Consider the following 23730-nt stretch of genomic DNA (forward strand, 5'->3'; position numbering starts at 1 on the left):
TTCTCCTGTCAGTCTGAACGTAAAATGTAAATCTCTTCTGGTACAACGCCTTTTCTTAGTTCAGCCTCTTGTGCTTTACGGCCTACGCTCTTAATACAACCTGTTCCCATCACGCAATTTTGATAAATGCTGGACTGATTCCGTTCCAATCCTGCACCGCCAGTTTTGTTCTCTATGCCAATATTGCCATTTTTGTCAAATTTTATATGGGTGACTTCCTTTCCTGTTTTCAGGTCTATTGCCTTGAACCCCGGTGGTACCGGCATTTTTGCACCCGGTGCACCACCGCTGATGAGTTGATCCAGTACGGCCTTTTCTTGGGTAAGCGTATTGCGCAGTGTAATCCCGGTCGTAACCTTTACACCTTGTTGCTCAAAGAAAGACGCACTTCGGTTTACAGCCGCTTCATGTATCTGACGGCTCAATTGTATATCAGTAATTTTTCCTGAAATCTCCCAGGAGCTGATATATTCATAATTTCCATTTTTTGGATTTATCTTGAAATGGTGTCCTGCAGAATCTTTGTACACTGGATTAAAACCATCGTCCACAAGGTTGGTTTGCTCTATCTTGCCACCTTTGTTACCTACAATATTTCCATTGCTATCATGTTTTAACCGATTGTTTTGGGGCGGGGCAAATTTATTTTGAAGTTCATTAGGTACTGGCCGATACTTGGCAGAGCCTGCAATATACCCTGATTCATTTCCCATGATTTGATGCGGAATGATTCCGGGGTCAGTTTTTTTGACTGCAATCTTGTAGCCCGCAGCGTTGCCACCAACAGCTCCCATGAGTTCAAACATTCCCCAAAGAGCCTGTTCACCATCATTATTGGATATTCCTACTACGGTTTGAGCAGTACCATGTGCGACTGTAGCAGCCCTAATTGCTACTGGTAAAGAACCTGTGCCACCAGCCAAACCGTATACAGCGTTACCTCCATATTGGTTAGTATCTCGTTCTAATACTAGGTTTTGTCCTTTAATTCTAGCTGCTTTATTAAATATCCGCTCTTCCTCTGTTTTTGTTTTTTCTCTAATTAGCCAACCTAAGTTAAAACGATCTAGATAATTTTTAGGATAATAATATGGGTTGTCTTTATTTCGCTCATACCATTCATGTTGTTCTGTTCGATTTCCAGCATATGGGTAACTATCTGGTCGGAATGGATCTTTATGATCAATAAAATCTTTTATTATACTGTCAGCTATATTTTTCCCATATTCGTTCTCGTATTCTTTGTGGATTTGAGCGAGATACCCTAAAAATTCCGCTGTTTCATCTTTTGAGAGTGTTCCTTTTCGATTCTTTTCCGCCAGATATTCACTGCGCTGATCTGCCTGCTCATCTGCCAGTAACTGTTCTGCCGTTGAATTGAGAGGAATATCTCCAAGCATTTTCCCGTCAATAATTTGGCGATCTCTCTGGCGTCTGGCAAAAGATTCTGGACCTAACGCATTGTCTTCCACCGCATTCCCCACCGCCCGGCTCGCACCGTAAGCGGTCGTACTGTTACCAGTCGCCGCCCCGGTTCCCGCTGCCGCCAGGCCGAGGATGTTGCTCACCGTCTCTTTCTGTTCCGCCGTCAATTTGCGGCTGTCCGAGGTACCGTAAAAGCCTTTGGCAACTAGCGGCGCACCAATTTCTGCCGCCGCCGACGTTCCCGCGCTGGTCGCCATGTCAGTACCACTGCCACCGTTGGCTGCGCTGGTCAGTGCTGCCAGCGCCGCATGCGCGGCGATGTGTCCCGCACTGCCTTCGCTGCCGTGTGCTTTGGCGTATTGGCCAATCTGGTAGGACACCAGCGGCGCCGCCGTGTTCGCTATTGTGCCCAACGCGCTGTCTGTCGGTGTCAGGCCGCCTTTGAGCATGTCCGCCCCAATCGCCAGTTTGTCTAGTTTGGCCGCGGTTTCTTCGTCACCACGCGCGCGGTAGGCATCCGCCTGTTTGCGCAAGTCGTGTTTGATTCCTTGGGTCGTGCCGTCAAAGCCCTGCATCACTTGCGCCGTGCTGGTAATGTCACGTGTCACTTTGTCCGCATCAAAGTTCACGCTTGTTGTGCCGTTGCGTTCTTTGACGTGCTCCAATGTGATACCCCGGTTGGCATTTTTCGCGGCCTCTGCCGCGCTTTCTCCCGTCAGCAGGCGCTGCCCTGCGTCATCGCCGATGGTGAGGTTGGCGGTGTTGACGCTCCCTATGGTTACCCCTTCTTGCGAACGCTGGTCGTGCCCTATGCCGAAGGTTTTGCCTACGCCGCTATCGCCAACGTTCATAAATTCGCGTCTTTGTGCTTCGCCTTGCCCGAGTGTATCGCCGCTGAGAACGGCGCTCAGCCCCAGTGCGATGCTCCTGCCTTTGTAGTTGCTGTAGTTGTGGATGTCTTCCCGTACCAGCCGGTCGGTGCTGAAGCTATTTTTGCCTTCGGCTTCGGCTTTTGCCGTACTGGTGATCAGTCCGCCCAAGACGGTCGTGCCTGTGTTGTGGATGCGGTAGCCGTCGTCTCCGGCATAGAAGCCGCTCACCCCACCGGTTTTGTCTTGGCCTTTGTTCGCCTGCGCGTCGTTTTGTTTGATGCTGCTTGTCAGCGCCTGGATGCGGCTGTTGTCGCTTTCTTGTACGCCCCGCACGGCATCGCGATGTCCGCTCTCGACGTTGACGGTTTTTTCGTGCGCATCAACGCGGGTGTTCTGGTAGTCCAGGTTCACCGCCACGCCGTAGCCGTAAAGCACGTTGCCGCTAAGCGCGTTCTGTCTGCTCTGGTAGTCCATTGTCCCTTGCGGGCTGTGGATTTCCAGGTCGCGCGTGTTGCCGTCGATGCTTTTGCCTAGGATTTGCGCGCCGTTGAGGAGGGTTTTGCCGTCGCCGATGTCGGTGTGGCCGGAGAGGCCGCCAATGTGGCTAAGGCGGTAGGTGGTGCTGTTGCCGTTGGTTTCGCCTTTGCCAATGTTGGCGTTGGCGGTAAAGCCGAAACCGCCGCCGTTACTGCCACCCTGCAGGGCAATACCACCGCCACCGCCGCCACTGTGCTGTTCGCTGTGGATCTCACGCCGGGTTTCTGCCGCTTGGAAGGTTTTTTTGCCTTCAACGTCCAGTACGGTGATGGCGCTACCACCCAGATCCGAGCCGGTAACGTTGAGGGTGCTGTCCGCCCCTTTGCCACGGATGCGGAGGTAGACGCCGCTGTCACCCGTCAGCTGGCTGCTTTGTAGGGTGTCTTCCCGGCTTTTTTGGTGGCTGCTGCTGTGTTGGCTGCCGCCGCTGATCGAGAGGTTGATCAGGGTCTTGGGGTCGCTACTGAGCGCTTCGTCCACCGCCTGGATGGCTTTGTAACTGCTCCAGGCGGTATTGGCTGCCGCCATTGCTTTGACCCGCGCATTGTCGCTTTCGCCCAGATGCTGCAGGTTTTTCCGCGCCATTTGTGCCGCGTTGACCAGGGCGCCGCTCAGGTTCACGGTGATGCCCGTCTGTTTGTAGCGGCTGTTCATTTCTTGTTTTTGTTCGCCGCGCATCACGTCAAGGTCGGCGCTTTGTGCATTGAGGTAGACGTTACCGGCACGGGCGCGTTCGTCCGGGCTGAGTGCCAGCCATTGTTCTTTGGTGAGCGGCCCGCCTGCGCGCCCTGCATGGACGATGGCGCCTTGTTCGCTGTAATGCCCGCCTGCGTCGATAGTGACGTTGCCGTCTATCGCGCCAACCAGGGTCGGGGTGTGCCCTTTCAGGTCCAGGGTGTTGTCGCTGCTCTGGCTACGGCTGCCGAGGGTCAGGCCTATGCCACCCGAGCCCATCAGGCCCACTTTGTGTTTGCTGTGCCGCTCTTCGCTGTGGTAGGTGTTTTCTCCCGCCTTAAGGGTGATGTTGCCCTGGCGGGTTTGTAGTAATGCGCCGTGCTCGCCAACGATGTTGCTGCCAACGGCGTTGATGTCGCCACGGTCGGCAACCAGCGCCACGCTGTCGCCGGTGATGTCGCTGGTTTTGACCTGGTGGGCTTCCCAGCTTTCGTAGTCGCGTGTGTGGCTGCGGCTAAATAGTCCACCGCCTTTGTGGTTGCTGGAGGTGACTTCTTTGTCGATGATTTCGCCATGGGTCACGTCTATGCCTTTGGCGCCGTAGAGCTGTACCCGGTTTTTGCCGCTGTTGAGTTTGGCCGCGTTGACGGTGAGTTTGCCTGCGCTTGCGCTGACACTGAGCGCGCCATCGCCGGTGGTCTCTACTCCTTGGTCTTCGCCATGGTAGCGGTAGTGGTAGTTGCTGCCGCCCTGGTCATCCATTTTGACGTCGTGGGTGTATTCGGCACCGAGGTTGACTTTGTCGCCGCTAATGATGGTGCGGCTGCTCTTGTCACCCAGGTCGAGTTGGGTCGCCTTGAGGTTGGTTTCTTTGGCACCGCCGAGGATGACGGTGCTGCCGGTAGCGTAGCGTTTGAGTCGGCCGCTGTCTTCGATTTGGTGCGCGCTGTGGTAGCTGCGGTTTGCCGCGCGGTCGGCGCTGCCGTCTATGTCCGAGGTTTGTGGCTGGAAGTTGAAGGTTTTGCCCGCGGTGGCGCTGAAGTATTTGCCAGCGTTGATGGTGCCGCCTTTGCCGTCGAAGGTGTCGCGGGCGTGGACGTTGCCATGGTCGCTGGTCAGCGTGCCGCGGTTGGTGATGTTCTGGTATTGCAGCGAGAGGCTGTCACGGCCGCCGATGCTGCCGTTGTTGTTGAGTGTGCCGCTGCCACTGAGGTCTATGCGGTTCGCACCAATGGTCGGGCGGCTGGTGTCCAGTTCGTCCGGCTGAATGCGGGCGTAGAGTTGCGGCACCTGGCGGGTGACTTGGCGTCCGTCCGGCAGGGTGAAGGTGCGATCGACCATCAGGATCATGTCTTGGTCGAGATGCTTGGCCTGCTCGGCGGTGAGTGACACTCCTGGGGCGATTTGGTAGCGCTCGCGGAAGCTGTTGCCCGCAGCGGTCAGTGCGGCAAACTGGCTGGCATCGTCGTGATAGCCCTTGAGGTAGCGGTAACCGGTGTTGCGGGCGACCATGTCGGCGACGAGATGGTAGTTGTAGTAGCGGTCGCCGATGCTGCGGCTGAAGTCAGTGTAGGGCGTGCCGACAGTGGCGCCACTGCCGTAAGCGGCGTTGTTACTGAGGTCGCCGTAGCGGTTGGGGTTTGCTGTGATTGCCGTTCCTGTATAGGGGAGGCGGTCGCGATACTCCGGCAGGTTCTGCAGGATGCGAAGAAACGCCGGATCGTGGGTGACCAGTCCCAGTGATGCCGCGTCCGGCATGCCGGGAATGCCCGGCACCGGGTCAACGTTGGCCAGGTTAAGCTGGTAGATACCCTGGGTTTGGGTTAGCAATTGCGGCAGGTTGGGGGTCATCACACGGTAGGGGATTTTTCTGCCCTCGGTGTCAATGGCTTTGAGGGTGTCGTTTTCTCCGCTGCCGCCACCCGTGCCACCGGGGAAGGGAACGCCACCGCCCCCGCCATTACCCGGGGTTGGGTTGCCACTGATCTGACCATCATCTTCTATCGTGCCAAAGGTAAAGTGGACTGTTCTTTCATCAAGTCGTGGCGGGTTGTAGTCTATGACTTCAGTGTATGGATCGTCACTTTTGTGATGTCGGATGATACTCTCGATTTTTCCGTTAATGGCAGCGGTATAACGTCTGCCTTCCATATTGCCGCCATTGATGGCATTCTTGCCTGCGCCACCAATCCGTCCAGCGGCAATCTGTCCTTCGTTATAGACGTCTTCGCTGTTAAAGGTCAGTGTTCCGCCTGCCCGGATTTTGCCCGGATTTCTGACTATTGGACGTTCTTCTATCTCTGCCAGCGTATATGTATATTTATTATTATTAGCGAGGGGCAACTTGTATTCCCGCCGTCTGTTTGTTGGTATCCATTCTGTGGGCAGCAGAAGGCTTGAATAAAATTCAACTGGCGTTTCAGAGACAGAAATAGGCTCAATTCGTATTTCAGAGAAGTTGTCGACTTTTTTGCTGTTGATATTAACGTCACCGCCAGCATCAATCGTGCCACGTCCATTGATTACATGCGCTGCCTGACCAAAGGCCAGACCATTGCCATCAAGCTCGTTGCCGATGTTAATTGTCCCCAGGCTGTGGATATTGGCGCCATTCTCATTTTTTATGGTTTCTGCGCCGATTTCTACGCGATTGGCGCCCTTAACGATAGAGTTTTCTCCTGTATTAAGGAAGGATTTCGTACTAATGGCAACATGCGCGCCATAGATTCTTCCGCCATCCCTGTTTTCTATATATTCTGGTGCCTGAACGGTTATTTTGCCCAAGCTAGAAAGTAGACCTCTATTAATAATATATGCGTCACTGGATACTTTGAGGTTTTCGTTAAATGCAAACTTGCCTTCCGGCGCAAACTCCAAACCGCCAGTAGCGCGAATGACGGCCTCTCCGCCGCTATAGTATTGGCCGGTCATGGAATATTTGTCTTGGGTCTCAATATTCATATTACGACCCGAACGCACGCTTTCCATTTTTTCCGCTTTTTTCGCGCGCAGTGTCAGCTCTTCCCAGCTTTCGATTTTGCCGCCGCTGACGCTGCCGACATCGGCTGCGATGTTTTTGCCGACGATGTAACCGCCACTGCTGTCAATGGTGGTGTCTTTCGCGGTGATATCGAGTTTTCCCTTGCTGATGATTTGTCCGCCGCGGTTGTTCAGTTTTTCGCCGTCGCTCGTGAGTGTCAGGCTTTCCCGGCCAATCAAGTGGCCGTTTTCGTTATTGATGGCGGTGCTTTGTAGGTGATGCGCTGTCGCATCGATGCTGCCGCCCTGGTTGTTGAGCTCTGGGGTGTTGATATGTAAGGTTTTGCCGCTGTGGATGTTGCCGCCTTCGTTGTCAAGGCGGGCGGTGTCCAGTTCCAGGTCTTCTTCGCTTGCCAGCACGCCGTGCTTGTTGTTGATGGCGCTGCCTGCTTTGACATTCAGCGTCAGTTTGCCTTTGCTGGCAATGTGCCCCTGTTCGTTATCCAGCTCCGGGGTGTTGATGGTGACGTCCTGGTCGCTGACGATGCTGCCGCCACGGTTGTTCATTTGCGGGGTGCTGACGGTCACGCGCGTTTTGCCGGAGAGGATGCCGCCGTTTTCCAGCTTTTCCGCCGCCACGTCCGTTTCGCCTGCTGCGGCAGTACCGCGGTTTTTCAGGGTGTTGCCACGCAGGAACAGTTTTTCTTTGGCATGGATGTCACCGCTGTTGTCCACGCTGGCGGCATTTATGTTGGCATCGCCCGCGCTGCTGATTTTGCCGCGGTTGTTGAACTCGGCTGTGTTGAGGGTGAATAGGCTGTTAGTCAGAAGCTGGCCGCTGTTTTCTGTTTTTGCGCTGTTGAAGGTGAAGGTGTTTTGGCTGCTGATTTTGCCGCTGTTGTGGGTTTCTTCGCTCTGGATGTGCAGGGTGTCGGCACTGCCGGTTTCGCCGCTGTTGTTCAGTTGTTTGCCGTTCAGGGTGATGTTACCGGCAAAGAGTTGTCCGCCCTGGTTGAGCTGGGTAAAGCCGTTATAGTTGAGCTGCTCTCCCGCCTGGATGCGCCCCTGGTTGTTGAGGCTGCCACCGTTTAAGGTCATGTTGTGTCCGGCAAGCAGTTGACCGCTACCGTTGTTCCAGTTGCCAGGGTTGTAGAGGAAAAGGTCGTGGTTACTGCTGATGCTGCCGCCGCTGTTGTCGGCTTGCTGGCTGCGGATGGTCAGGTTGTGGTTGCTGTTAATCGTGCCGTGTTTGTTATTCCACGTGCCCGTCACGTTGATGTTGCCCTGCTTGGCGATGTCAATGCGGCCGTGGCTGTTGTCCAGTTTTGCGGTGTTTAGTTGCAGGGTGTTGGTTTTGAGGGTGCCGTGGCTGTTGTTGATGTCACGGCTGTCAAAGCGCATTTCCTGGCTGCGCAGTTCGCCATGGCTGTTGTCCAGGGTTGCGCCGTTGGTCAGGGTCAGACGGGCAAATTCTGCCGTCTGATGGTTGGTGAAGGAGTTGCTGGCAGTCACCGACAGCATATTGTTGATTTCAAAAACGCCACGGTTGTTGAACTGTGAACGGATTTTTAGTGTGCCTTCGGTAGATGGTTGCTCATTGTCTGTGCTGCTACCGGGCGCCGTCGAGGTTGTATTGGACGCGGCCGAGTTTGCAGGTTTTTGTGTACGGATGGTGCCGTAGGGGTTATTGGCGGTGTCGTAGTCGGCGGTGTGGATGTTCAGGGTATATGGCCCGCGCTGGGTGATGCTGCCGGTTTCGCTGTTGTTCAAGCGGTTGGCACTGATGTTCAGCAGGTCGCCGGAGATGGTCGCGCTGTTGTTGATATCGTTGCCTGCACTCAGGTTCAGCGTATTGCCTGCAAACAACTGGCCACCATTTGTGATGTCATTGCCCGCGCTGAGGTTCAGGTCGCTGCCGGAGCGGATTTGTCCACTATTGGCGATGTCTTTGCCCGCCTGCAAACTGACACTGTTGTTGGCGCCAATACTGCCGGCATTGGTAATGCTCCCACGCGCCTGCAGGCTGAGGCTGTTGTCGCTCGTGATACTGCCACCACCGGTATTGTTGATTTTTCCGGCGCTGATGCTGAGCGAGTCAACCCCATGGATTTGTCCGCCATGGTTGTTCACCTCCCCTTTGACCTGGATGGGTTTGGCACGGTAGAGGAAGAGTTCTCCGCGCGCATTGTCTAGCTGTGAGGCCTTGATGTCGGCGCTTTCAAAGGTGCTGCTGCCATCACGGTTGTCCAGCTTGCCCTCGCGCAGGGTGAATAGGTTGATGGCAACATTGCCGTGGTTTTCGTAGTCTTTGCTGGCAAGGTCAATTTTGCCGCCCGTGGTGATGCTGCCACGGTTCTCAATTTTTTCAGCGACCTCAATGCGCCCCGCCGCCCCTTTGCGCGTCTCTTCGTTTTTGTTTTCTGCGGGTTGTGGTTTTTCGGTATTTTTTTCTGCCTGGCGGTCTTGCAGGCGTGCACCATCATGGTTGGCAAAGATATTGCTGCGAATGGTGAGTGTTTGGTCGCTGCTGTGATGCAGGGTGCCGTCGTTTTTGAGTCCGGTGGTTTTGATATCAAGCTGGTTGGCAGTAATTTCTCCCTGGTTGTGCAGGGTGCCGGGCAGGGAGAGCTCCAGTGCGTCCGTCTGTAATTTACCCGCATGATGAACACCAACGCCTTTTTCTGTACCAATCAGGCGGATGCGGTTGGCATACATGCCGCCCAGGGCGCTACTGTCCACGGCAAAGCGGACCGGCTTATCCGCTTGCTTGCTGCTGTTTTCTATCGTGCCGTCGGCATGCAGGGTGTTGTTGCCGGTAATGAGGTCAATCTGGCTGCCTTCGCCGTGTATTGCGCCATTGATTTTGATTTGTCGCGCAAGCAGGGTGGTGTAGTCATGGTTTTGTGCGTTCAATCCACCCGGCGCGATGTTGATCACGCCACTTTCTGAGCTGTGCTGTACCGGTTTGCCTTGCTTGATTTCTACCTGACCGGCGGTGTAATGCACTTTACCGGCGTTGATGAAGCCACCGTTGACCATAATGCCCGCCGGGTTGGCAACGATGACGTCGGCTTTTTTACCGGCGATTTCTACCATGCCCTGTAGGTTTGCGGGGTTCTGGCTGCGTACCTGGTTGACGATGAGGTCTGCTTCGCCCCTGGCCAGGTGCGGGTTGCCGCTGACGACCCCGCCGGTCTGGGTTGCGGCGTCTTTACGGGCGTTATTCATGATGGCGCCCGCCGAATCAACGTCGAACTGGCTGTAGCGGTTCATCGAGATACCAGACTCATCCGGCGTTTGGATGTCAATCTGCGGCAGGCCGTTGGCAGTTTTTAAAACGGTGGGGCGCTCATGCGCGGCAGCCAGGTCGTCTTCGGTAATGACGCTTTGCGCCCACAAGGATGCAGGCGCAAGTCCACAGGCAAGCGCAATGCAAACAGGTAACAGGCGGAGTTTGGGTGCAGGACGCGATTTATTACAGTTGTTGTTTTTCCCTTTGCCTCGCCCGTACTCCCAAACGGCAATCATTTGTTGCAAGGTGGTGCTGAAGATGACTTTGTAAATTCCTTTGTTCACAAACGGCTCCTTGATTCTGTTTCTGTTTTTGACTTTGCGGTTGTGTTTTTTTGGCGGCACGTTACCAGGTGTATCCGGCACTAAAGCCGATCACAAAACGATCGGTTTTTTTCCAGTCGCCAGATTTGACGATGGGGGTGCCGACAAAGACGTCGTATTGCCAGTTGCCGTGGTAGTTCATATTGCCTTTGCTACCGATAACCGCACCGGCAATGAATTTGTCGCGCAGGTATTCGGTGTTTTTGCCCCAGACCTGGCCCATGTCCGCGCCAAGATAGAGCTGGTGGTTGGGCTGGTATGACCAGTTGAGGGTATTACGCCAGTACCAGCCGCTATCGCCGGAGATGCTGTTGTTCTCACTAAAGCCGCGCACGCTATTGCGTCCGCCGATGCTCAGCAGGTCAAGCGAGATCAGGCGTTCATGCGCATATTGGGCATGCAGGTCGTTTTGCCAATTCCAGCGCTGGTTGCTGTCCAGCAACACGTTCCAGCCCGCATCCAGCGTCCAAATGGCACTTTTTGCATTGCCTTCGTCAAAACCTTCTTCCGGTACCGGATTCGCACCCAGCATACGTGTGCCCTTCTTCAGGTTAAGTGCGCCGCTAAAGACAGCTTTGGGCAAGAGAACGGTTTGTTTAACTCCCAACCGCCAGCCCGCCGTTTGTCTTTTTTGTACGTCCAGCTCGGCACGGTTAATGAAGTTTTGGTTCTTGCGCCACCACAGTCCGGCACTGAGGGTGGTTTTTTTGCTCTGGTCGCGGTAAATGGTATTTGACAGTTCCGCCTCTATCTTTTGTGTATTGCCCTTGTAGTGATACACCCGGGCATAGCCGGGGATAATCTGATCGTAATGGTAGCGGCTGGCGTTGAGCCCCAGCTGCCAGGAGCGCCAGGGAATGCTGTAGTTGAGGTAGTAGTTGTCGGTCAGGGTCTTGTGTTTTTTGCCCTGCTGGTCGGTGAGGCGGGTGCCCGGCCGCAGCGTCCGCGTATAGCTGGCATAGAAGGTATCGCTGAAGTTCAGCGGGTTGTCGATATAGATACTGGCCGTGCCGAGGTATTTACCCAAAGATTTACTGCCGCTGTCGTCAACGAGAAAGCTAAATTGGTAAGGCCTGCCCGTTTTTTGCCAGTTAACGACCAGGTCGCTGTAACCTTCCCGGTCGGATGGTGCAATGTCAACCTGAGCATCCAGGCTGCCCAGACGGTGTACGTTATCCAGCGACTGTTCCAAATCGCGCAGGTTGATGGTTTTATTTTGCAGGTAATTAAAAACGCCCGGTGTTCTTTGGACGTTTGTTTTGTTTTCGCGCACCTGGGCAATTTTGCCCGGCAGGATGGTGAGTTTTAATCGCTCTTTGTGGCTGCCTTCCGTTTGCAGGACAACACGTGTGGTAATCCAACCATCCTCAATCAACCGGTTTTGTGTGGCTTTGACTATATCAATGACTTCTCCGGCACGAATGCATTCACCCGCCTTGTGATAGGTCTGTTTGCCCGTAAGGCGTAGCGGCGTGTGTCTAACCGATTGCTCAAGATAATGGAGAAAAGAAGGTGACGGCGCATCCAAAACAATATGTTGGTAGCTGGTGCAAGCGTGACGATCACCCGGCGCCGCTACTTGGTCTTCTGAGGCAGGCGCCGAAAAATCAAGCGTAGAAAAATCTTGGCGCGCTGCATTGCGGTTGATTTGTTGTTGTCGCTGTTCGGCGCGTTGGTAGATGATGCCGGGATCAACTAAACCGGATTGTTGCGCGAAGAGGGCGCTGCTGGCAAAAAGCAGCAGCCAAAGGGAATGACGGGTCGGCATAGAGCGAGTTTCCTCCCTGAAGGGTTGCCTTCATGTTGTTTGTGCTGGATGCCTTGAAAAGATGACTAGATTATAAAAATACTTTCAGATAACGGTAAAGTTTTTTGGACGGTTTTGTACTGTTTGGAACAAAAAGTGGGTGTAACTCTCGCAGGGTTACAACAAAACGGATGGCAAGATTTTTTAACGGTATGGCAATAGGTTATGCATCGGTATCAGATGCGGAGAAATCCTGAAAAAACCATATCGTTACTATCTGTTCATTTTGATTTATTTGCACGATTCAGTGTGAAATGGAACGCTGTTGAAGTCATTCATTCGATCGTGGCGACAAACAGGCAAAAAAGCTCGATAAACCTTCTCGAATCTCATGGAGTCTTCGGGTTAGCTTGTCGGGCGAATGAGCGTGTTAACGTCCGGGACGGCGTATAGGACAAAAAAGGAGCCAAGAATCGCTGTAAGCCTTATGCTGCAAGGGTTTAAGCGGGGTCAAAGGCTTTGAACACAAAAAATGCTTTTTCTGCGGCTCAAAGCAGATCAAAAAAGATGGCTGGCAAAATGGCAAGCAACGATATAAATGCAAGGCTTGCGGCAAACGTTTTGACGGCGGCAAGCGCCTTCAAAACGACGAGCTTTGGACAGCTTATAGCGCAGGCAAACAAACGGCCGCGCAGCTTGCCAAGCAGTATGGATGCAGCAGCAAAACCATCTATCGCCGCCTTCGCAGTGTGCAAATCAGGGAGCGCTACCCGCTGCCCGAAACAGCCAACATCATTATGGACACCACCTATTTTGGCCACGATTTTGGCGTGCTGGTGCTGATGGACAGCATCAGCCAACAGGCTCTGTCCGTCGATGAAGTCAAATACGAAACCAACGCACTCTATGCCGCGGCGCTGAACGAGCTTCGGGAAAAAGGCGTTGAGATACAAAGTATTGTCTGAGACGGGCGAAAGGGATTACTACAGATGTTTCCCGAGATTCCCGCGCAGCTATGCCAGTTTCACCAGGTCAAAACCGTCAGCCGTTATCTGACACGTAACCCGAAAACGGCGGCAGGCAAGGCGCTGTGGCGACTGACGCTCACCCTGAAGGACAGCGGCAAGACAGCGTTTCAAGGCGCGCTGCAGGCATGGTTTGAGCAGCATGAGGGCTTCCTCAACGAACGAACGGTCAACGAGAAAACCGGCAGTTCGCACTACACGCACAAGACGCTGAGAAGCGCGTATTTGAGCCTGAAACGGAACTTGGACTACCTGTTTACCTTTGAAGCGTATCCCGTTTTGGGCATGTGCAACACCACCAATTTGCTGGATGGACGCTTTGCCGACTTAAAGCGCAGTGGGGTGTCATCACGGGATGAAAAGAGAGAATAAAGTCAAGTTTATAAAGGATTATTTCGCCATGCCTGACGATGGATAGCTCCTTTTTTGTCCTATAGACACAAGGTCCTCCAAGATAGCTCCTTTTTTGTCCTATACGCCGCGAATGGTTTCGCACCGGCAAGCGGGTGAGGGGGCGTTTTGTTTCCACCTTTGTACGCGACCAAAAGCTATCCTAGCTTGACGTATCCAGTCTTTATGCCGCCTGGCGCAGGCCCAGTGTTTACGCCGCTTGGCGGCTTTTTTGTCGTGTACGAAGGTTTCCACAGTTATCGAGACTTATGGTCAAGCGGGATCAATGCGGGTTTCTGCGCTTAACGGCCAGTGTTTTTATGAGTCCTTTTTCATGATGTCTTCGAAGCCGGCCTCGCCTTTTTTCGTGCAGGCACGGCGTTGTGCGTCAATGTCGGCTTGCACTTGTGCGCTGGCAGCCAGGTTTTCGGCGTTGATCACAATTTCAGGTATGTTGAGTGCGTCTGTGCTGTATTTGCCGCTGAAACCGGCGAGAGGGAAGCCCGTCATCGTGCGGACGCGTTCGGCAAATTCCCCCAGGGTGTTGCGGTTGCCTTCGCAGTAGAAGTTACCGCCGTGGCAGCTGCATCCTCTGGCTTTTTGTTCGCCGAGGTCGTAATCAATGTTGCCTTTCCAGGCGAGTAGCGGGATGTTGCCGTCATCGCTGCGTACGCTGCTGCCGTGCCAGGCGCCGTTGTAGATGACGAGTGCCGGCGTGCGGCCGCTGATTTCCCATTGTATCGCGTTGTAGCTGCCCAGTAGCAGGATGTAAGGCGTGTCGCCCGCTGGCGCTTGCAGCAGGATGTGGTTGTCGCGACTGGCGCTTTCGTACACGCCAACGGCGTAAGCAACGGTATCGGCAGGGAGTTTCTGCGCGGCGATAATGGCTGGCAGGGCGTCTTCGTACAGTTCGGTGACGGCAGGGGTGATGGCGAACTGGAAGCCGACGGTGTGCCAGTTGTTGAGGTATTCGACTTCGAGCAGGTAGTCACCCGCGTCCAGTTCGAGACTGGTACCGCGATCGCCTTCGATGAGGATGTGTTTGTTGAGCAGGACGCGCATTTTGGCCCAGCTCAGGTCGCCGCTAACGCTGTACTGCGCTTTTTGCGGCACATGCAGGCGGGCAACCCAGTAGGCGCCAAATTGTTCGGAGGGGATGCCGTGAAATTCGTCCCAGGCGTAATTCATGGCGATGCTGGTCACGTTTTCTTGCGCGATGGTTTGCCTCGGATTTTTCTGGTTGATGTAGTAGGCAGCGTAGCCTTGTGCGGGGACGGTGCCGCTGGGGTTCAGGGTGTCGCCCCAGGTGCTTTCGGCTTTGGGGTATTGATCCAGGGTGTTGCGCGGTTCGTTTTTATCATCGGACGGCGGGATGGGTGCTGTGAGAGGTTCTGCGGCTGCGGCTCGCTGTGAGGCAGGGGGCACTGACGATTCATCTATGGATTGGGATGGCGGGGTGATTTCTTGTTCTTGGGGGTGCAATAGCGGATAGGCAGCAATCGCGGCAAGTGCCAGGAGCAAGGCGAGGGAGGGGAGGAGGGTTTTCAGGCGCTGCCCGCCTTGATGGTTGGCAGACTCGTGGATACGCGGGGTGTTTTTGGGTTTCATCAGGGGCTCCGAAGGATGGGGACAGGGACAATATTGAGGTGAAATTTGGTGGTATGCCAGTGGTTTTCGTATTCGACTTCCAGCAGGTATTCGCCTTTTTTGAGGCGGAAGGTTTTGGGGGCTAGGCTGTTTTTGGCATCGAGGATGATGTGGCGGTCCAGCATGACGCGCACGTTTGCCCAGCTGAGTTTGCCTTTTATTTGATACATGCCCGTTTCCGGGACACGCAGTCTGCCGACCCAGTAGGCGGCAAACTGCTCTGAGGGTATGTTAACGCCAGCTACAAAGCGATGAAAGCCGCCTTTGCCTACGTCCGCGCGAACCCCGCCCACCCCGTGCCGCTGCACCTGCGCAACGCCCCGACCGCCGTGCATAAAAACGAAGGCTACGGCACGCACTACCGCTATGCCCACGACGAACCGCAAGCCTACGCCGCCGGCCAAACCTACCTGCCGGAAGCGATGACGGCAGCGGGCGTCCACTTCTATCAGCCAAACCGGCGTGGCTTTGAAATCAAACTCGCTGATAAACTGGAACAACTGCGCGCGCTGGACGCGGCGGCAACCGCAAACAAAACTGGAGAAAAACCATGACGGATAAAAAACAAAATGAAGTATCTGAAAACAAGGAAATCCCGCATGAAATCAACAGCGTCAGCGATCTGTCCCAAATCCTGCAAACACTTGGCGAACCCAAAGAAGGACATACCCGTTTCTTCCGTGGTCATGGCGATGAAGGCTGGCAAATGCTGCCCAGTATCTATCGGGAGACCTATCTGATAGAAAACGAAGATAAAATCATCAAAGACGCCTTAACCTACTGCCCCGATGATTTTTTGCCCAGCGATACCCTCTTTGAAAAACTGGTGAAATTGCAGCATTACGGATACAGCACTCGCTTGCTAGATTTAACGACAAATGCATTGGTCGCTTTGTATTTTTCTGCCTGGAATAAACAACACTATGATAAAGATGGCGAGCTGATAATTTTGGATATACCGGATGAACAGATTAAATATGGGGATAGCGATACAATTTCTATCTTATCCGCAATTTCTCTTCAATCTTATTTATTCAATTACTCTCAACTACAAGAAAAATCTGAAAAAAATGCAAAAGGCATTGTGGATAGAAAGACTCTTCTCTCTATAAAGGAATTCTTAAATCTAGAAGATTTACATAAGGCGTTACTAGAAAATAAACCTGAAGTAGGCACCTTACTTAGTCACTACATGAACGGTATGGAGGTGCATTATGAAGATGAATTCATATCGATTTTTAATGCAGAAAAAGAAATAATTTCGTTGCTTCACACTATTCGTACAGATAAGCCACATTTCCGCCCAGTTATCAACCCTAGTGACTTTAATCGCGTCCTTTGCGTCCGCGCCAAGCTCAACAACGCCCGTATTTCCCGCCAACAAGGCTGTTTCCTGCTATTCGGCATCAAAGACAATAAAACAGAAGCCGCTGCCATCCCTGCAGAATGGCAGCCCTCTGCCTTGAGCAGTCAAAAAATCCTCGTTAAAGCGGAAAGCAAAGCCGCCATCATGAAAGAACTCAAATCCTTCGGCATCAGCAAACGCACCCTCTTCCCCGAACTGGAAGCGCAAGCAACAGAAATCATGAACCACTACAAACCCAAAAAAACCAAATGACCCCCGACACCCCCAGCCACTACGGCACCATCAGCCGTGCCCTGCACTGGAGCATGGCCATTGCCATCGCCTGCATGTACCTCCTCGCACTTGCCTGGCGCTTCTCCGGCCACACAGAAACCCTCATTCCCGTGCACAAAGCCCTCGGCCCCCTGCTTTTCATGCTTGTTTTCGCCCGCATCTTGTGGGCAGTCGCCGCCGAGCAGCGCCCGCGCGCCACCAGCCTTGCCGCTCGCCTGGGGCATCTCGCACTTTACCTCCTCATGCTCACCGTGCCGACCATCGCCCTCATCCGCGACGCTGCCACTGGTCGTGACGGCAGCGCCGAAAACGCGGCGACCCATTTCGGCGATCTTTGGCACAGCCGCGCTGCCTGGCTGCTGCTCCTCCTCATCGCCGGACACATCCTGATGACCGCCATCCACCAGCATCGTGGCGAAAAAATCCTGCAACGTATGGCAGGCCGCCGCGCCCACCCCGAAAACACCCCATGACCGAGAACCCCCCCCCGCGCCGCCTGTGGCGCACCCTGCGCAGCATTATGCTGAATCTGCTCATCATCCTCGCTGCCATCCTGGCGCTTGACTGGTACCGCGCACCGGACAGCGTCGCCATCGCCAACCTGCCCGCGCTCACCAGCAGCGACGGCAAAACCTTCCACCTCGACGACAACCGCCCTACCCTGCTCTACATCTGGGGCGACTGGTGTATCTATTGCCGCCACACCTCGCCCGCCATCGACCGCCTCGCCCGCGACGGCTACCGCGTGGTCAGCATCGCCCTCAAATCCGGCGACGACGCCCACATCGCCGCCTACCTGCGCGAACATGGCTGGCAATTCCCGGTGGTTAACGACGCCGACGGCCGCATCAGCGCCGCCCTGCACGTCCGCGCCACGCCGACCATCGCCATCATCAAAAATGGCCGCCTGCGCCTCTCAACCAGCGGCTGGACAAGCGCGACCGGCCTGAAACTGCGTCTGTGGTGGGCGGAAATCAGCGGATAACGGCAGGAATAAAGCATCGCCAAGCGGGATAGATACTGGATTCACCACCCTGCGCAGGAATCCTTTAATTACCTCGCTTGGCGGCCTTTCGGGAGCCCAGTGTTTATCCCGCTTGGCAGCCTTCGAGAAGCCAGTGTTTATCCCGCTTGGTAGCTTTCTGCTTGCTAAAAAGCCCGCTTGCGCGGGCTTTTCTCGTAGGGGTAAAACGCTTTACAGCGTGGCGATGTCGATCACGAAGCGGTATTTGACGTCGCTTTTCAGCATTCGCTCGTAGGCGGCGTTGATGTCGGCCATGTTGATCATTTCCACGTCGGCGGTGATGTTGTGCTCACCGCAGAAATCCAGCAGCTCTTGCGTTTCTTTGATGCCGCCGATGAGGGAACCGGCGACTGTGCGGCGGCCAAGGATCATCGGCACGGTATTCAGCGGCGGGGTGACTTCGCCCAGCAGACCGACGTACACCAGTGTGCCGTCGAGTTTCAGCGTCGGGATGTAGGGGTTGACGTCGTGCGCATAGGGGACGGTGTCGATGATGAGTTCAAACTGGTTCGCCACGCTTTGCATCTGCGCGGCATCGGTGGAAATCACCACGTTGTGCGCGCCGAGGCGTTTGGCATCCGCCGCTTTGCCGGGGCTGCGCGAGAAGAGGGTAACTTCTGCGCCGAGGGCGTGAGCGAGTTTAATCGCCATATGGCCGAGGCCGCCGAGGCCGATGACCGCGACTTTGCTGCCTTTGCCGATGTTCCAGTGGCGCAGCGGCGACCAGGTAGTGATGCCCGCGCAGAGGATAGGCGGCACGGCTTTGGTATCGAGATTTTCCGGTACTTTCAGCACGAAGGCGTCGCTGACGGTGATGGTTTTGGCATAGCCGCCGTAGGTGGGCTGGCCGTCGTGTTTGTCAATGCTGCTGTAGGTCGCAACGAAGCCGTTTTCGCAGTATTGCTCGAGATCGTGTTTGCAGGGTTCGCAGTGGCGGCAGCTATCGACGAGGCAGCCAACGCCGACGAGGTCGCCAGCCTTGAACTTGCTGACCTTCGCGCCGACGCTGCGCACGCGGCCAACGATTTCATGTCCCGGCACTACGGGGTATATCGTGCCACCCCAGTCGTTGCGGGCGGTGTGCAGGTCGCTGTGGCAGACGCCGGTATAGAGGATGTCGATGACGACATCATCGGCGCGCGGCGTGCGGTATTCGAAGGTGAAGGGGGTAAGCGGGCTGGTGGCGGATTGGGCGGCGTAGGCTTTGACGGTTTCGGTCATGATGTGGGTCTCCTTTGTGATGGAATGAGCGGGGCTGTCGGTCAGTGATGCCCCAAGCGATTATCAGCGATGCGCGATGGGGGCGCAAATAGCGGCGTTTTCATGACGGTGCCGTGATATCCGCCCACGTCAATCCGAATTTGTGCAGGTACTTGCGCAGGCGGTCGCTATCGTTGGCGGTGGCACGCTGCTCGCGCGAGATGTGGTAGAGGGCGCGGCCAGCAGCAGCGAGGGTTTTATGCTGACGGCAGACGGCGATGACGTTTTCCAGTTGCAGGCGGTCGAAAAGGTCAAGGCCGTCGGGATTTGCTTTGGCGGGGATGAGGCTCGCGGCAGGGGCACTCGTGTCTTGCCACAGCCAGCGCAGGCGGGCGATTTCCGCCTGCACCAGTTCAGTGGTGATCCGTCCCTGTGGCGCGAGGGTGGCGAGGCGCATAATGCTGGCGGCGAGATCGCGGAAATTGCCGCGCCACGGTGCCTCCGGCGAGAGGGCGAAGTTGAGGTAGGCGGCGCGCGCTATTCAGCCTGCGTTATAATTTATGCATATTATCAGTAAAAACACACTAAACCCAAGGAGTTCCTCATGGATATTCTCAGCCGGCTGCACGCCTTGCCACTATCCCGCTTCCATTTCCGCCTGCTCGGTCTCATCGGTCTGGGTTGGCTGTTCGATGCGATGGATACCGGCATGGTGTCTTTTGTCCTCGTTACCCTGGCAAGTGAATGGCAGCTTGACGCGCAGCAATCCGGCTGGATTGTCAGCGTCGGCTTCATCGGCATGGCGCTTGGTGCGGTATTGAGTGGTTGGGCAGCCGACCGCTTCGGCCGCCGCAATGTTTTCGCGGTCACCATGGTGCTCTATGGCGCCGCTACCGGTCTTTGCGCGCTGGCGCCCAATCTGCCGTTTTTGCTTATCTGCCGCTTCTGGGTCGGCTTCGGCCTCGGCGGGCAATTGCCGGTCGCAGTGTCGCTGGTGAGCGAATATGCGCCGCCCCGCCTGCGTGGCCGTTTCATCGTCCTGCTGGAAAGTTTCTGGGGATTGGGCTGGCTCGCCGCTGCCCTTGTTTCCTACTACCTCATCCCGCACTACGGCTGGCGTAGCGCTTTCTTCGCTGGTGCCGTGCCGCTGTTCTATGCTTTCGCCGTGTGGAAACGCCTGCCTGAATCCGTGGCTTATTTGCTGGCGGCGAACCGTCTGGATGAAGCGCACACCCTGCTCTGCTGCCTCGAAAGCCAGGCGGGGCTAACACCTACCGCGACCGCAATAGCCCCGTCCGCCCCGGCGAGAACGCGCAACCGTCTTATTGAGCTGTGGCAGGCGCCGTTTGCCAGACGCACGCTGATGCTGTGGCTGATCTGGTTCGGCATCGTTTTTTCTTACTACGGTATTTTTACCTGGCTGCCCAAACTGCTGGCGGAACAGGGCTTTGTTGTGGTGAAAACTTTCCGCTATGTGCTGGTGATGATTCTTGCGCAACTGCCCGGCTACTTCGCCGCTGCCGTGCTGGTGGAAATCATTGGGCGCAAGGCGACTCTGGCCGGTTTTCTCGGCGCCTGCGCGCTCTGCGCCTACTGCTTCGGGCACAGCACGAGCACGAACGACATCATGCTTTGGGGCAGTCTGATGTCCTTCTTTAACCTCGGTGCCTGGGGTGTGCTCTATACCTACACGCCGGAACTCTATCCGGTGCGTTGCCGTGCCTTCGGCGCGGGGTGGGCCGGTGCAGTTGGCCGCATCGGCGGCATTATCGCGCCGCTGGTAGTGGCAGGGATGAGCGGCAGTAGCGCGGGCTTCGCGCGGATTTTTGTGATGTTTGCCCTTGTGCTGGCGGCGGTGGTCGTGGTGATTGTCGTCCTCGGCGAGGAAACCAAAGGGCGGACGCTGGAAGAAATCAGCGCGGGGTAGGTTGCCGCTGCTTGCATCATTTTTGATAATCGCTGCAAAGCCGGTGCTTATTCCGCTTGACGGGCGCCCGGGAAGCCGGTGTTTATCACGCTTGGCACATAAAGAAACCGCTGCACGGGCAGCAGTTTCTTTATAGTTAAACATCTAGGCGTTGCACCGCCTGACCGGGCCCCATAAAAAAATCGCTACGCTATTTTTATGGGAACCCGCCGTACTGCCCGTACCGCCTGCAGTAACGCACCTTGTGCTGCTTTTTTTATTTATTCGACTATATCCGCCTACTCACCGACGAAGAGGATGATTTCCATCAGTTTTTCATCGACTGTACCGATGCGGGGATGCGGCACCGCGCGCGATGAAGTCCGCGCAAGAGCCCGTCTTGACCGGCATGATCGGCGCGTAGCCGAGCAGGCCGCCGAATTCGACGCGTTCGCCCACGCCTTTGCCCGGTACGGGGATGATGCGCACGGCGGTGGTTTTGCTGTTGATCATGCCGATGGCGGCTTCGTCGGCGATGATGCCCGTCTTCCGCACGCAAAACAGCGGCTATTTCCTCAACATCGCCTCCATTTCCGGCAGCACGACCGCACCGGGGCAGGCGATTTACAGCGCGACCAAGGCAGCACTCATCCTGCTCACCGAAGCGGTGGACGCGGAAGGACGCGATTTCAACGTGCGTGCGACGGCGGTCTGCCCCGGCGGCCTGCGCACCGATTTTCTCGGCGGCTCGGCGCGCTTCCCGCAGGCGTCGATCGCCGCCTACCGCAGCGTGCGCGAACATGAGCAGCGCTACCGCCAGCTGAACCAGAACCAGAGCGGCGACCCGGTCAAAGCGGCGCGTGCGCTGATGAGCCTTGCCGAAAGCGCCGACCCGCCGGGGCGGATTTACCTCGGCATGGACAGTTTCGCCGCCATCGGCCGCAAATTGCAGGCGGTCGCGGACGAGGCGCAGGCGTGGCGCGCCCTCTCACTCAGCACCCATTACGAGGACTAAACGATGGACAGACAACAGGCACAGGCGCGCTTGAACGAAGTGCAGGCGCTATACCGCGAATGGCTGGCGCTGCTGCCGCAGCTGGAAGCGGCGCAGGCCGAGTGGCAACGCGCGGCGGCGCTTATCGCGCAGCTTGAAGACTTCTACGCGCACGAATACCTGCCGCTGCATGATGCCGTCGCGGGCGGTCTCGCGCTCGATGAGCGCACCGAAGGCGAGTACCGCGTGTTGAGCGAAGACGCCATTTTCGACGCGCTCGGCGATGCCAACCGCCTCGCCTGGGGCTGGATGCGGCTGGCGATGGCTGCGCTGGACCCGGCGCGCGACGCATCCGCATAGATCATCGCGCCGCACGTGGGTATGGCATGCCCGTGCGACAACGATAAAATACCCCCTCCCAACATTTCCGGACCCTCCATGACCACCCCTACCCACCTCCCGCTCCTCGCCGTCTGGCTGGACAAGCTCCTCTCGGCGTTGGTGATTCTCCTGACCGGCGCGCACGCCCAGCCGCTGCCGCAACTGCGTGAACGCACCGCCGCCGGTCGCATCTATTACGCCAACCACAACAGCCACGGCGATTTCATGCTGATTTGGGTGTCGCTGCCGCGCGTTTTGCGCCGCCAGTTGCGCCCGGTCGCCGCCGCCGATTACTGGCTGAAATCGCCGCTGCGCCGCTTTATCGCGCTGAAAGTATTCAACATGGTGCTGGTCGCGCGGCAAAGCGGCGAGCCGCAGGCGGCGGTGCTGCAAATGGCGGAAGCCATCGACGGCGGCGCGGATTTGCTGATTTTTCCGGAAGGCACGCGCAACGCCAACGACAACGTCTTGCTGCAACCATTCAAAAGCGGGCTGTATCACTTGGCGATGGCGCGCCCGGAGTGCGAACTGCTGCCGGTGTGGATTCACAACATCCAGCGCGTGCTGCCCAAGGGCAAGCTGCTGCCGGTGCCGATGCTGTGCAGCGTGCGCTTCGGCCAGCCCTTCCGGGGCGGCGATTTCACGGAAAAAGAAGATTTTCTCGCCTTCGCCCAGGCGACGTTACTGGCGCAGCAACCCGTGCTGCGGCAAGAGGAGCGCGGTTTATGAACGAACACCTCATCGCCTGGCTGTTTGCCAGCATCCTGCTGATTTTGCTCGCCGCCAGCGGCATCACGCATGCGCTCATCGCCCGCCGCGGCACCACGCCGACACTGCTGAACCTGCGCGCCCGCGTCCATGCTTGGTGGCTGATGTCGGCGGTACTCGCCGCCGCCTTTGCCGTCGGTCGCGGCGGCACGGTTTTCCTATTCTGGCTGGTGTCCTTCTTCGCCCTGCGCGAGTTTCTCTCGCTGGTTTACAGCCGCCGCAGCGATTACCGCGTGATGGTGCTGTGCTACTACGTCATCCTGCCGCTGCAATACTGGCTGATTTATCAAGGCAGCAGCGTGCTGTTCACCACCTTCATCCCGGTCTATGCCTTCCTCTTCATGCCCATTGCTGCCTCGCTCTCCGGCGACAGCCGCTACTTCCTCGCGCGCGCGGCGACGGCGCAATGGGCGGTGATGATTGCGGTGTACTGCATCTCGCATATCCCGGCGCTTTTGAACCTGCACATCCCCGGCTACCCGCACAACATCCTGCTGCCGCTCTTTCTCGTCGCGGTGGTGCAGGCGGGCGACGTGCTGCAATACATCTGGGGCAAACTCTTTGGCCGCAAGAAAATCATGCCGACGCTGTCGCCGTCGAAAACCGTCATCGGCACCGTCGGCGGCGTCTGTAGCGCGGCGCTGCTCGGCGGCGCGCTCTCTGCGATTACCCCGTTCACCGCGGCAGAAGCGGTTGCCATCGCCTTTATCGTCAACGTGATGGGCTTTTTCGGCGGCCTCGTCATGTCGGCCATCAAGCGCGACCGTGGCGTCAAGGACTGGGGACATCTCATCGAAGGCCACGGCGGCATGCTCGACCGCATGGACTCGCTCTGCTTCGCCGCCCCCGTCTTCTTCCACTGCGTGCAGTATTTCTGGGCGGTGCCATGAAAGACAAAACCGCCCG

The 23730-nt window shown here is 56.2% G+C and carries 13 protein-coding genes and 4 pseudogenes; 10 read left to right on the top strand and 7 right to left on the bottom strand.

All coding sequences use genetic code 11. From position 1 onward, the window contains the following. Positions 1 to 8: 8 nt before the first annotated feature. A complete protein-coding gene (locus EL199_RS00070) occupies positions 9 to 10064 on the bottom strand; it encodes a two-partner secretion domain-containing protein (protein WP_126315930.1) in 10056 nt (3351 codons plus the stop codon). Between the two features lie 61 nt (positions 10065 to 10125). Next, positions 10126 to 11871 carry a ShlB/FhaC/HecB family hemolysin secretion/activation protein gene (locus EL199_RS00075; protein WP_004142910.1) on the bottom strand — a complete coding sequence of 582 codons (1746 nt, stop codon included), beginning with the start codon at positions 11869 to 11871 and terminating at the stop codon, positions 10126 to 10128. A 536-nt stretch (positions 11872 to 12407) separates the two neighbouring features. Here EL199_RS00075 and EL199_RS13730 point away from each other — a divergent pair. Continuing rightward, a pseudogene (locus EL199_RS13730) lies at positions 12408 to 13247 on the top strand (IS256 family transposase, variant Zn-binding type). Positions 13248 to 13583: 336 nt separating this feature from the next. Here the strand turns inward: EL199_RS13730 and EL199_RS00090 are convergent. Together EL199_RS00090 and EL199_RS12750 are read right to left on the bottom strand one after the other, a co-directional pair. Further along, complete coding sequence (locus EL199_RS00090) at positions 13584 to 14873, bottom strand: hypothetical protein (RefSeq protein WP_004142906.1); 1290 nt, start codon at positions 14871 to 14873, stop codon at positions 13584 to 13586. Continuing rightward, on the bottom strand, positions 14873 to 15082 hold the full coding sequence (locus EL199_RS12750; RefSeq protein WP_040355981.1) for a hypothetical protein: 210 nt from the start codon (positions 15080 to 15082) through the stop codon (positions 14873 to 14875). Before EL199_RS12750 ends, EL199_RS00090 begins: the two co-directional genes overlap by 1 nt. A gap of 75 nt (positions 15083 to 15157) precedes the next feature. Here EL199_RS12750 and EL199_RS00100 point away from each other — a divergent pair. The 4 genes and pseudogenes from EL199_RS00100 to EL199_RS00115 form a co-directional block, all read left to right on the top strand. Further along, positions 15158 to 15466, top strand: a pseudogene (locus EL199_RS00100) (AAA family ATPase); the annotation flags it as partial. Continuing rightward, a complete protein-coding gene (locus EL199_RS00105; RefSeq protein WP_004142900.1) occupies positions 15463 to 16530 on the top strand; it encodes an FRG domain-containing protein in 1068 nt (355 codons plus the stop codon). The pseudogene EL199_RS00100 and the gene EL199_RS00105, both read left to right, overlap by 4 nt. Further along, positions 16527 to 17024 carry a cytochrome b gene (locus EL199_RS00110; protein ID WP_004142893.1) on the top strand — a complete coding sequence of 166 codons (498 nt, stop codon included), beginning with the start codon at positions 16527 to 16529 and terminating at the stop codon, positions 17022 to 17024. The genes EL199_RS00105 and EL199_RS00110 overlap by 4 nt, the downstream gene beginning before the upstream one ends. Beyond that, the gene (locus EL199_RS00115) at positions 17021 to 17536 is read left to right on the top strand and encodes a protein disulfide oxidoreductase (RefSeq protein ID WP_004142891.1); all 516 of its coding nucleotides are present in this window, start codon (positions 17021 to 17023) and stop codon (positions 17534 to 17536) included. The genes EL199_RS00110 and EL199_RS00115 overlap by 4 nt, the downstream gene beginning before the upstream one ends. A gap of 210 nt (positions 17537 to 17746) precedes the next feature. Here EL199_RS00115 and EL199_RS00120 read toward each other — a convergent pair whose 3' ends face one another. Beyond that, on the bottom strand, positions 17747 to 18796 hold the full coding sequence (locus tag EL199_RS00120; protein WP_040355980.1) for an NAD(P)-dependent alcohol dehydrogenase: 1050 nt from the start codon (positions 18794 to 18796) through the stop codon (positions 17747 to 17749). Positions 18797 to 18896: 100 nt separating this feature from the next. Further along, a pseudogene (locus EL199_RS00125) lies at positions 18897 to 19313 on the bottom strand (sigma 54-dependent transcriptional regulator); the annotation flags it as partial. Between the two features lie 66 nt (positions 19314 to 19379). Here EL199_RS00125 and EL199_RS00130 point away from each other — a divergent pair. Then, positions 19380 to 20702 (top strand): MFS transporter, encoded by a 1323-nt coding sequence (locus tag EL199_RS00130; protein WP_004142886.1) that lies wholly within the window; start codon positions 19380 to 19382, stop codon positions 20700 to 20702. A gap of 307 nt (positions 20703 to 21009) precedes the next feature. On the opposite strand, the pseudogene EL199_RS00135 reads toward EL199_RS00130, so the two are convergent. Then, a pseudogene (locus tag EL199_RS00135) lies at positions 21010 to 21224 on the bottom strand (DUF711 family protein); the annotation flags it as partial. On the opposite strand from EL199_RS00135, the gene EL199_RS00140 reads away from it, so the two are divergent. From EL199_RS00140 to EL199_RS00155, 4 genes are all read left to right on the top strand, one after another. Then, positions 21217 to 21696, top strand: a complete 480-nt coding sequence (locus EL199_RS00140; RefSeq protein ID WP_197719338.1) for an SDR family NAD(P)-dependent oxidoreductase — start codon at positions 21217 to 21219, stop codon at positions 21694 to 21696. The pseudogene EL199_RS00135 and the gene EL199_RS00140 overlap by 8 nt on opposite strands. A 3-nt stretch (positions 21697 to 21699) precedes the next feature. Continuing rightward, a complete protein-coding gene (locus EL199_RS00145; protein ID WP_004142881.1) occupies positions 21700 to 22035 on the top strand; it encodes a DUF4298 domain-containing protein in 336 nt (111 codons plus the stop codon). A gap of 78 nt (positions 22036 to 22113) precedes the next feature. Next, the gene (locus EL199_RS00150; RefSeq protein ID WP_004142879.1) at positions 22114 to 22785 is read left to right on the top strand and encodes a lysophospholipid acyltransferase family protein; all 672 of its coding nucleotides are present in this window, start codon (positions 22114 to 22116) and stop codon (positions 22783 to 22785) included. Next, positions 22782 to 23714 carry a phosphatidate cytidylyltransferase gene (locus tag EL199_RS00155; protein WP_004142877.1) on the top strand — a complete coding sequence of 311 codons (933 nt, stop codon included), beginning with the start codon at positions 22782 to 22784 and terminating at the stop codon, positions 23712 to 23714. The genes EL199_RS00150 and EL199_RS00155 overlap by 4 nt, the downstream gene beginning before the upstream one ends. Positions 23715 to 23730: the final 16 nt, after the last annotated feature.

The organism is Cardiobacterium hominis, assembly GCF_900637305.1.
Lineage (GTDB): Bacteria > Pseudomonadota > Gammaproteobacteria > Cardiobacteriales > Cardiobacteriaceae > Cardiobacterium > Cardiobacterium hominis.

Coding starts and splice junctions, on each gene's coding strand:
- EL199_RS00105 (WP_004142900.1), top strand. CDS start 15,463: ATGACGGATAAAAAACAAAATGAAGTATCTGAAAACAAGGAAATCCCG.
- EL199_RS00110 (WP_004142893.1), top strand. CDS start 16,527: ATGACCCCCGACACCCCCAGCCACTACGGCACCATCAGCCGTGCCCTG.
- EL199_RS00145 (WP_004142881.1), top strand. CDS start 21,700: ATGGACAGACAACAGGCACAGGCGCGCTTGAACGAAGTGCAGGCGCTA.
- EL199_RS00150 (WP_004142879.1), top strand. CDS start 22,114: ATGACCACCCCTACCCACCTCCCGCTCCTCGCCGTCTGGCTGGACAAG.
- EL199_RS00120 (WP_040355980.1), bottom strand. CDS start 18,796: ATGACCGAAACCGTCAAAGCCTACGCCGCCCAATCCGCCACCAGCCCG.
- EL199_RS00155 (WP_004142877.1), top strand. CDS start 22,782: ATGAACGAACACCTCATCGCCTGGCTGTTTGCCAGCATCCTGCTGATT.
- EL199_RS00130 (WP_004142886.1), top strand. CDS start 19,380: ATGGATATTCTCAGCCGGCTGCACGCCTTGCCACTATCCCGCTTCCAT.
- EL199_RS12750 (WP_040355981.1), bottom strand. CDS start 15,082: ATGTATCAAATAAAAGGCAAACTCAGCTGGGCAAACGTGCGCGTCATG.
- EL199_RS00075 (WP_004142910.1), bottom strand. CDS start 11,871: ATGCCGACCCGTCATTCCCTTTGGCTGCTGCTTTTTGCCAGCAGCGCC.
- EL199_RS00115 (WP_004142891.1), top strand. CDS start 17,021: ATGACCGAGAACCCCCCCCCGCGCCGCCTGTGGCGCACCCTGCGCAGC.
- EL199_RS00140 (WP_197719338.1), top strand. CDS start 21,217: ATGATGCCCGTCTTCCGCACGCAAAACAGCGGCTATTTCCTCAACATC.
- EL199_RS00090 (WP_004142906.1), bottom strand. CDS start 14,873: ATGAAACCCAAAAACACCCCGCGTATCCACGAGTCTGCCAACCATCAA.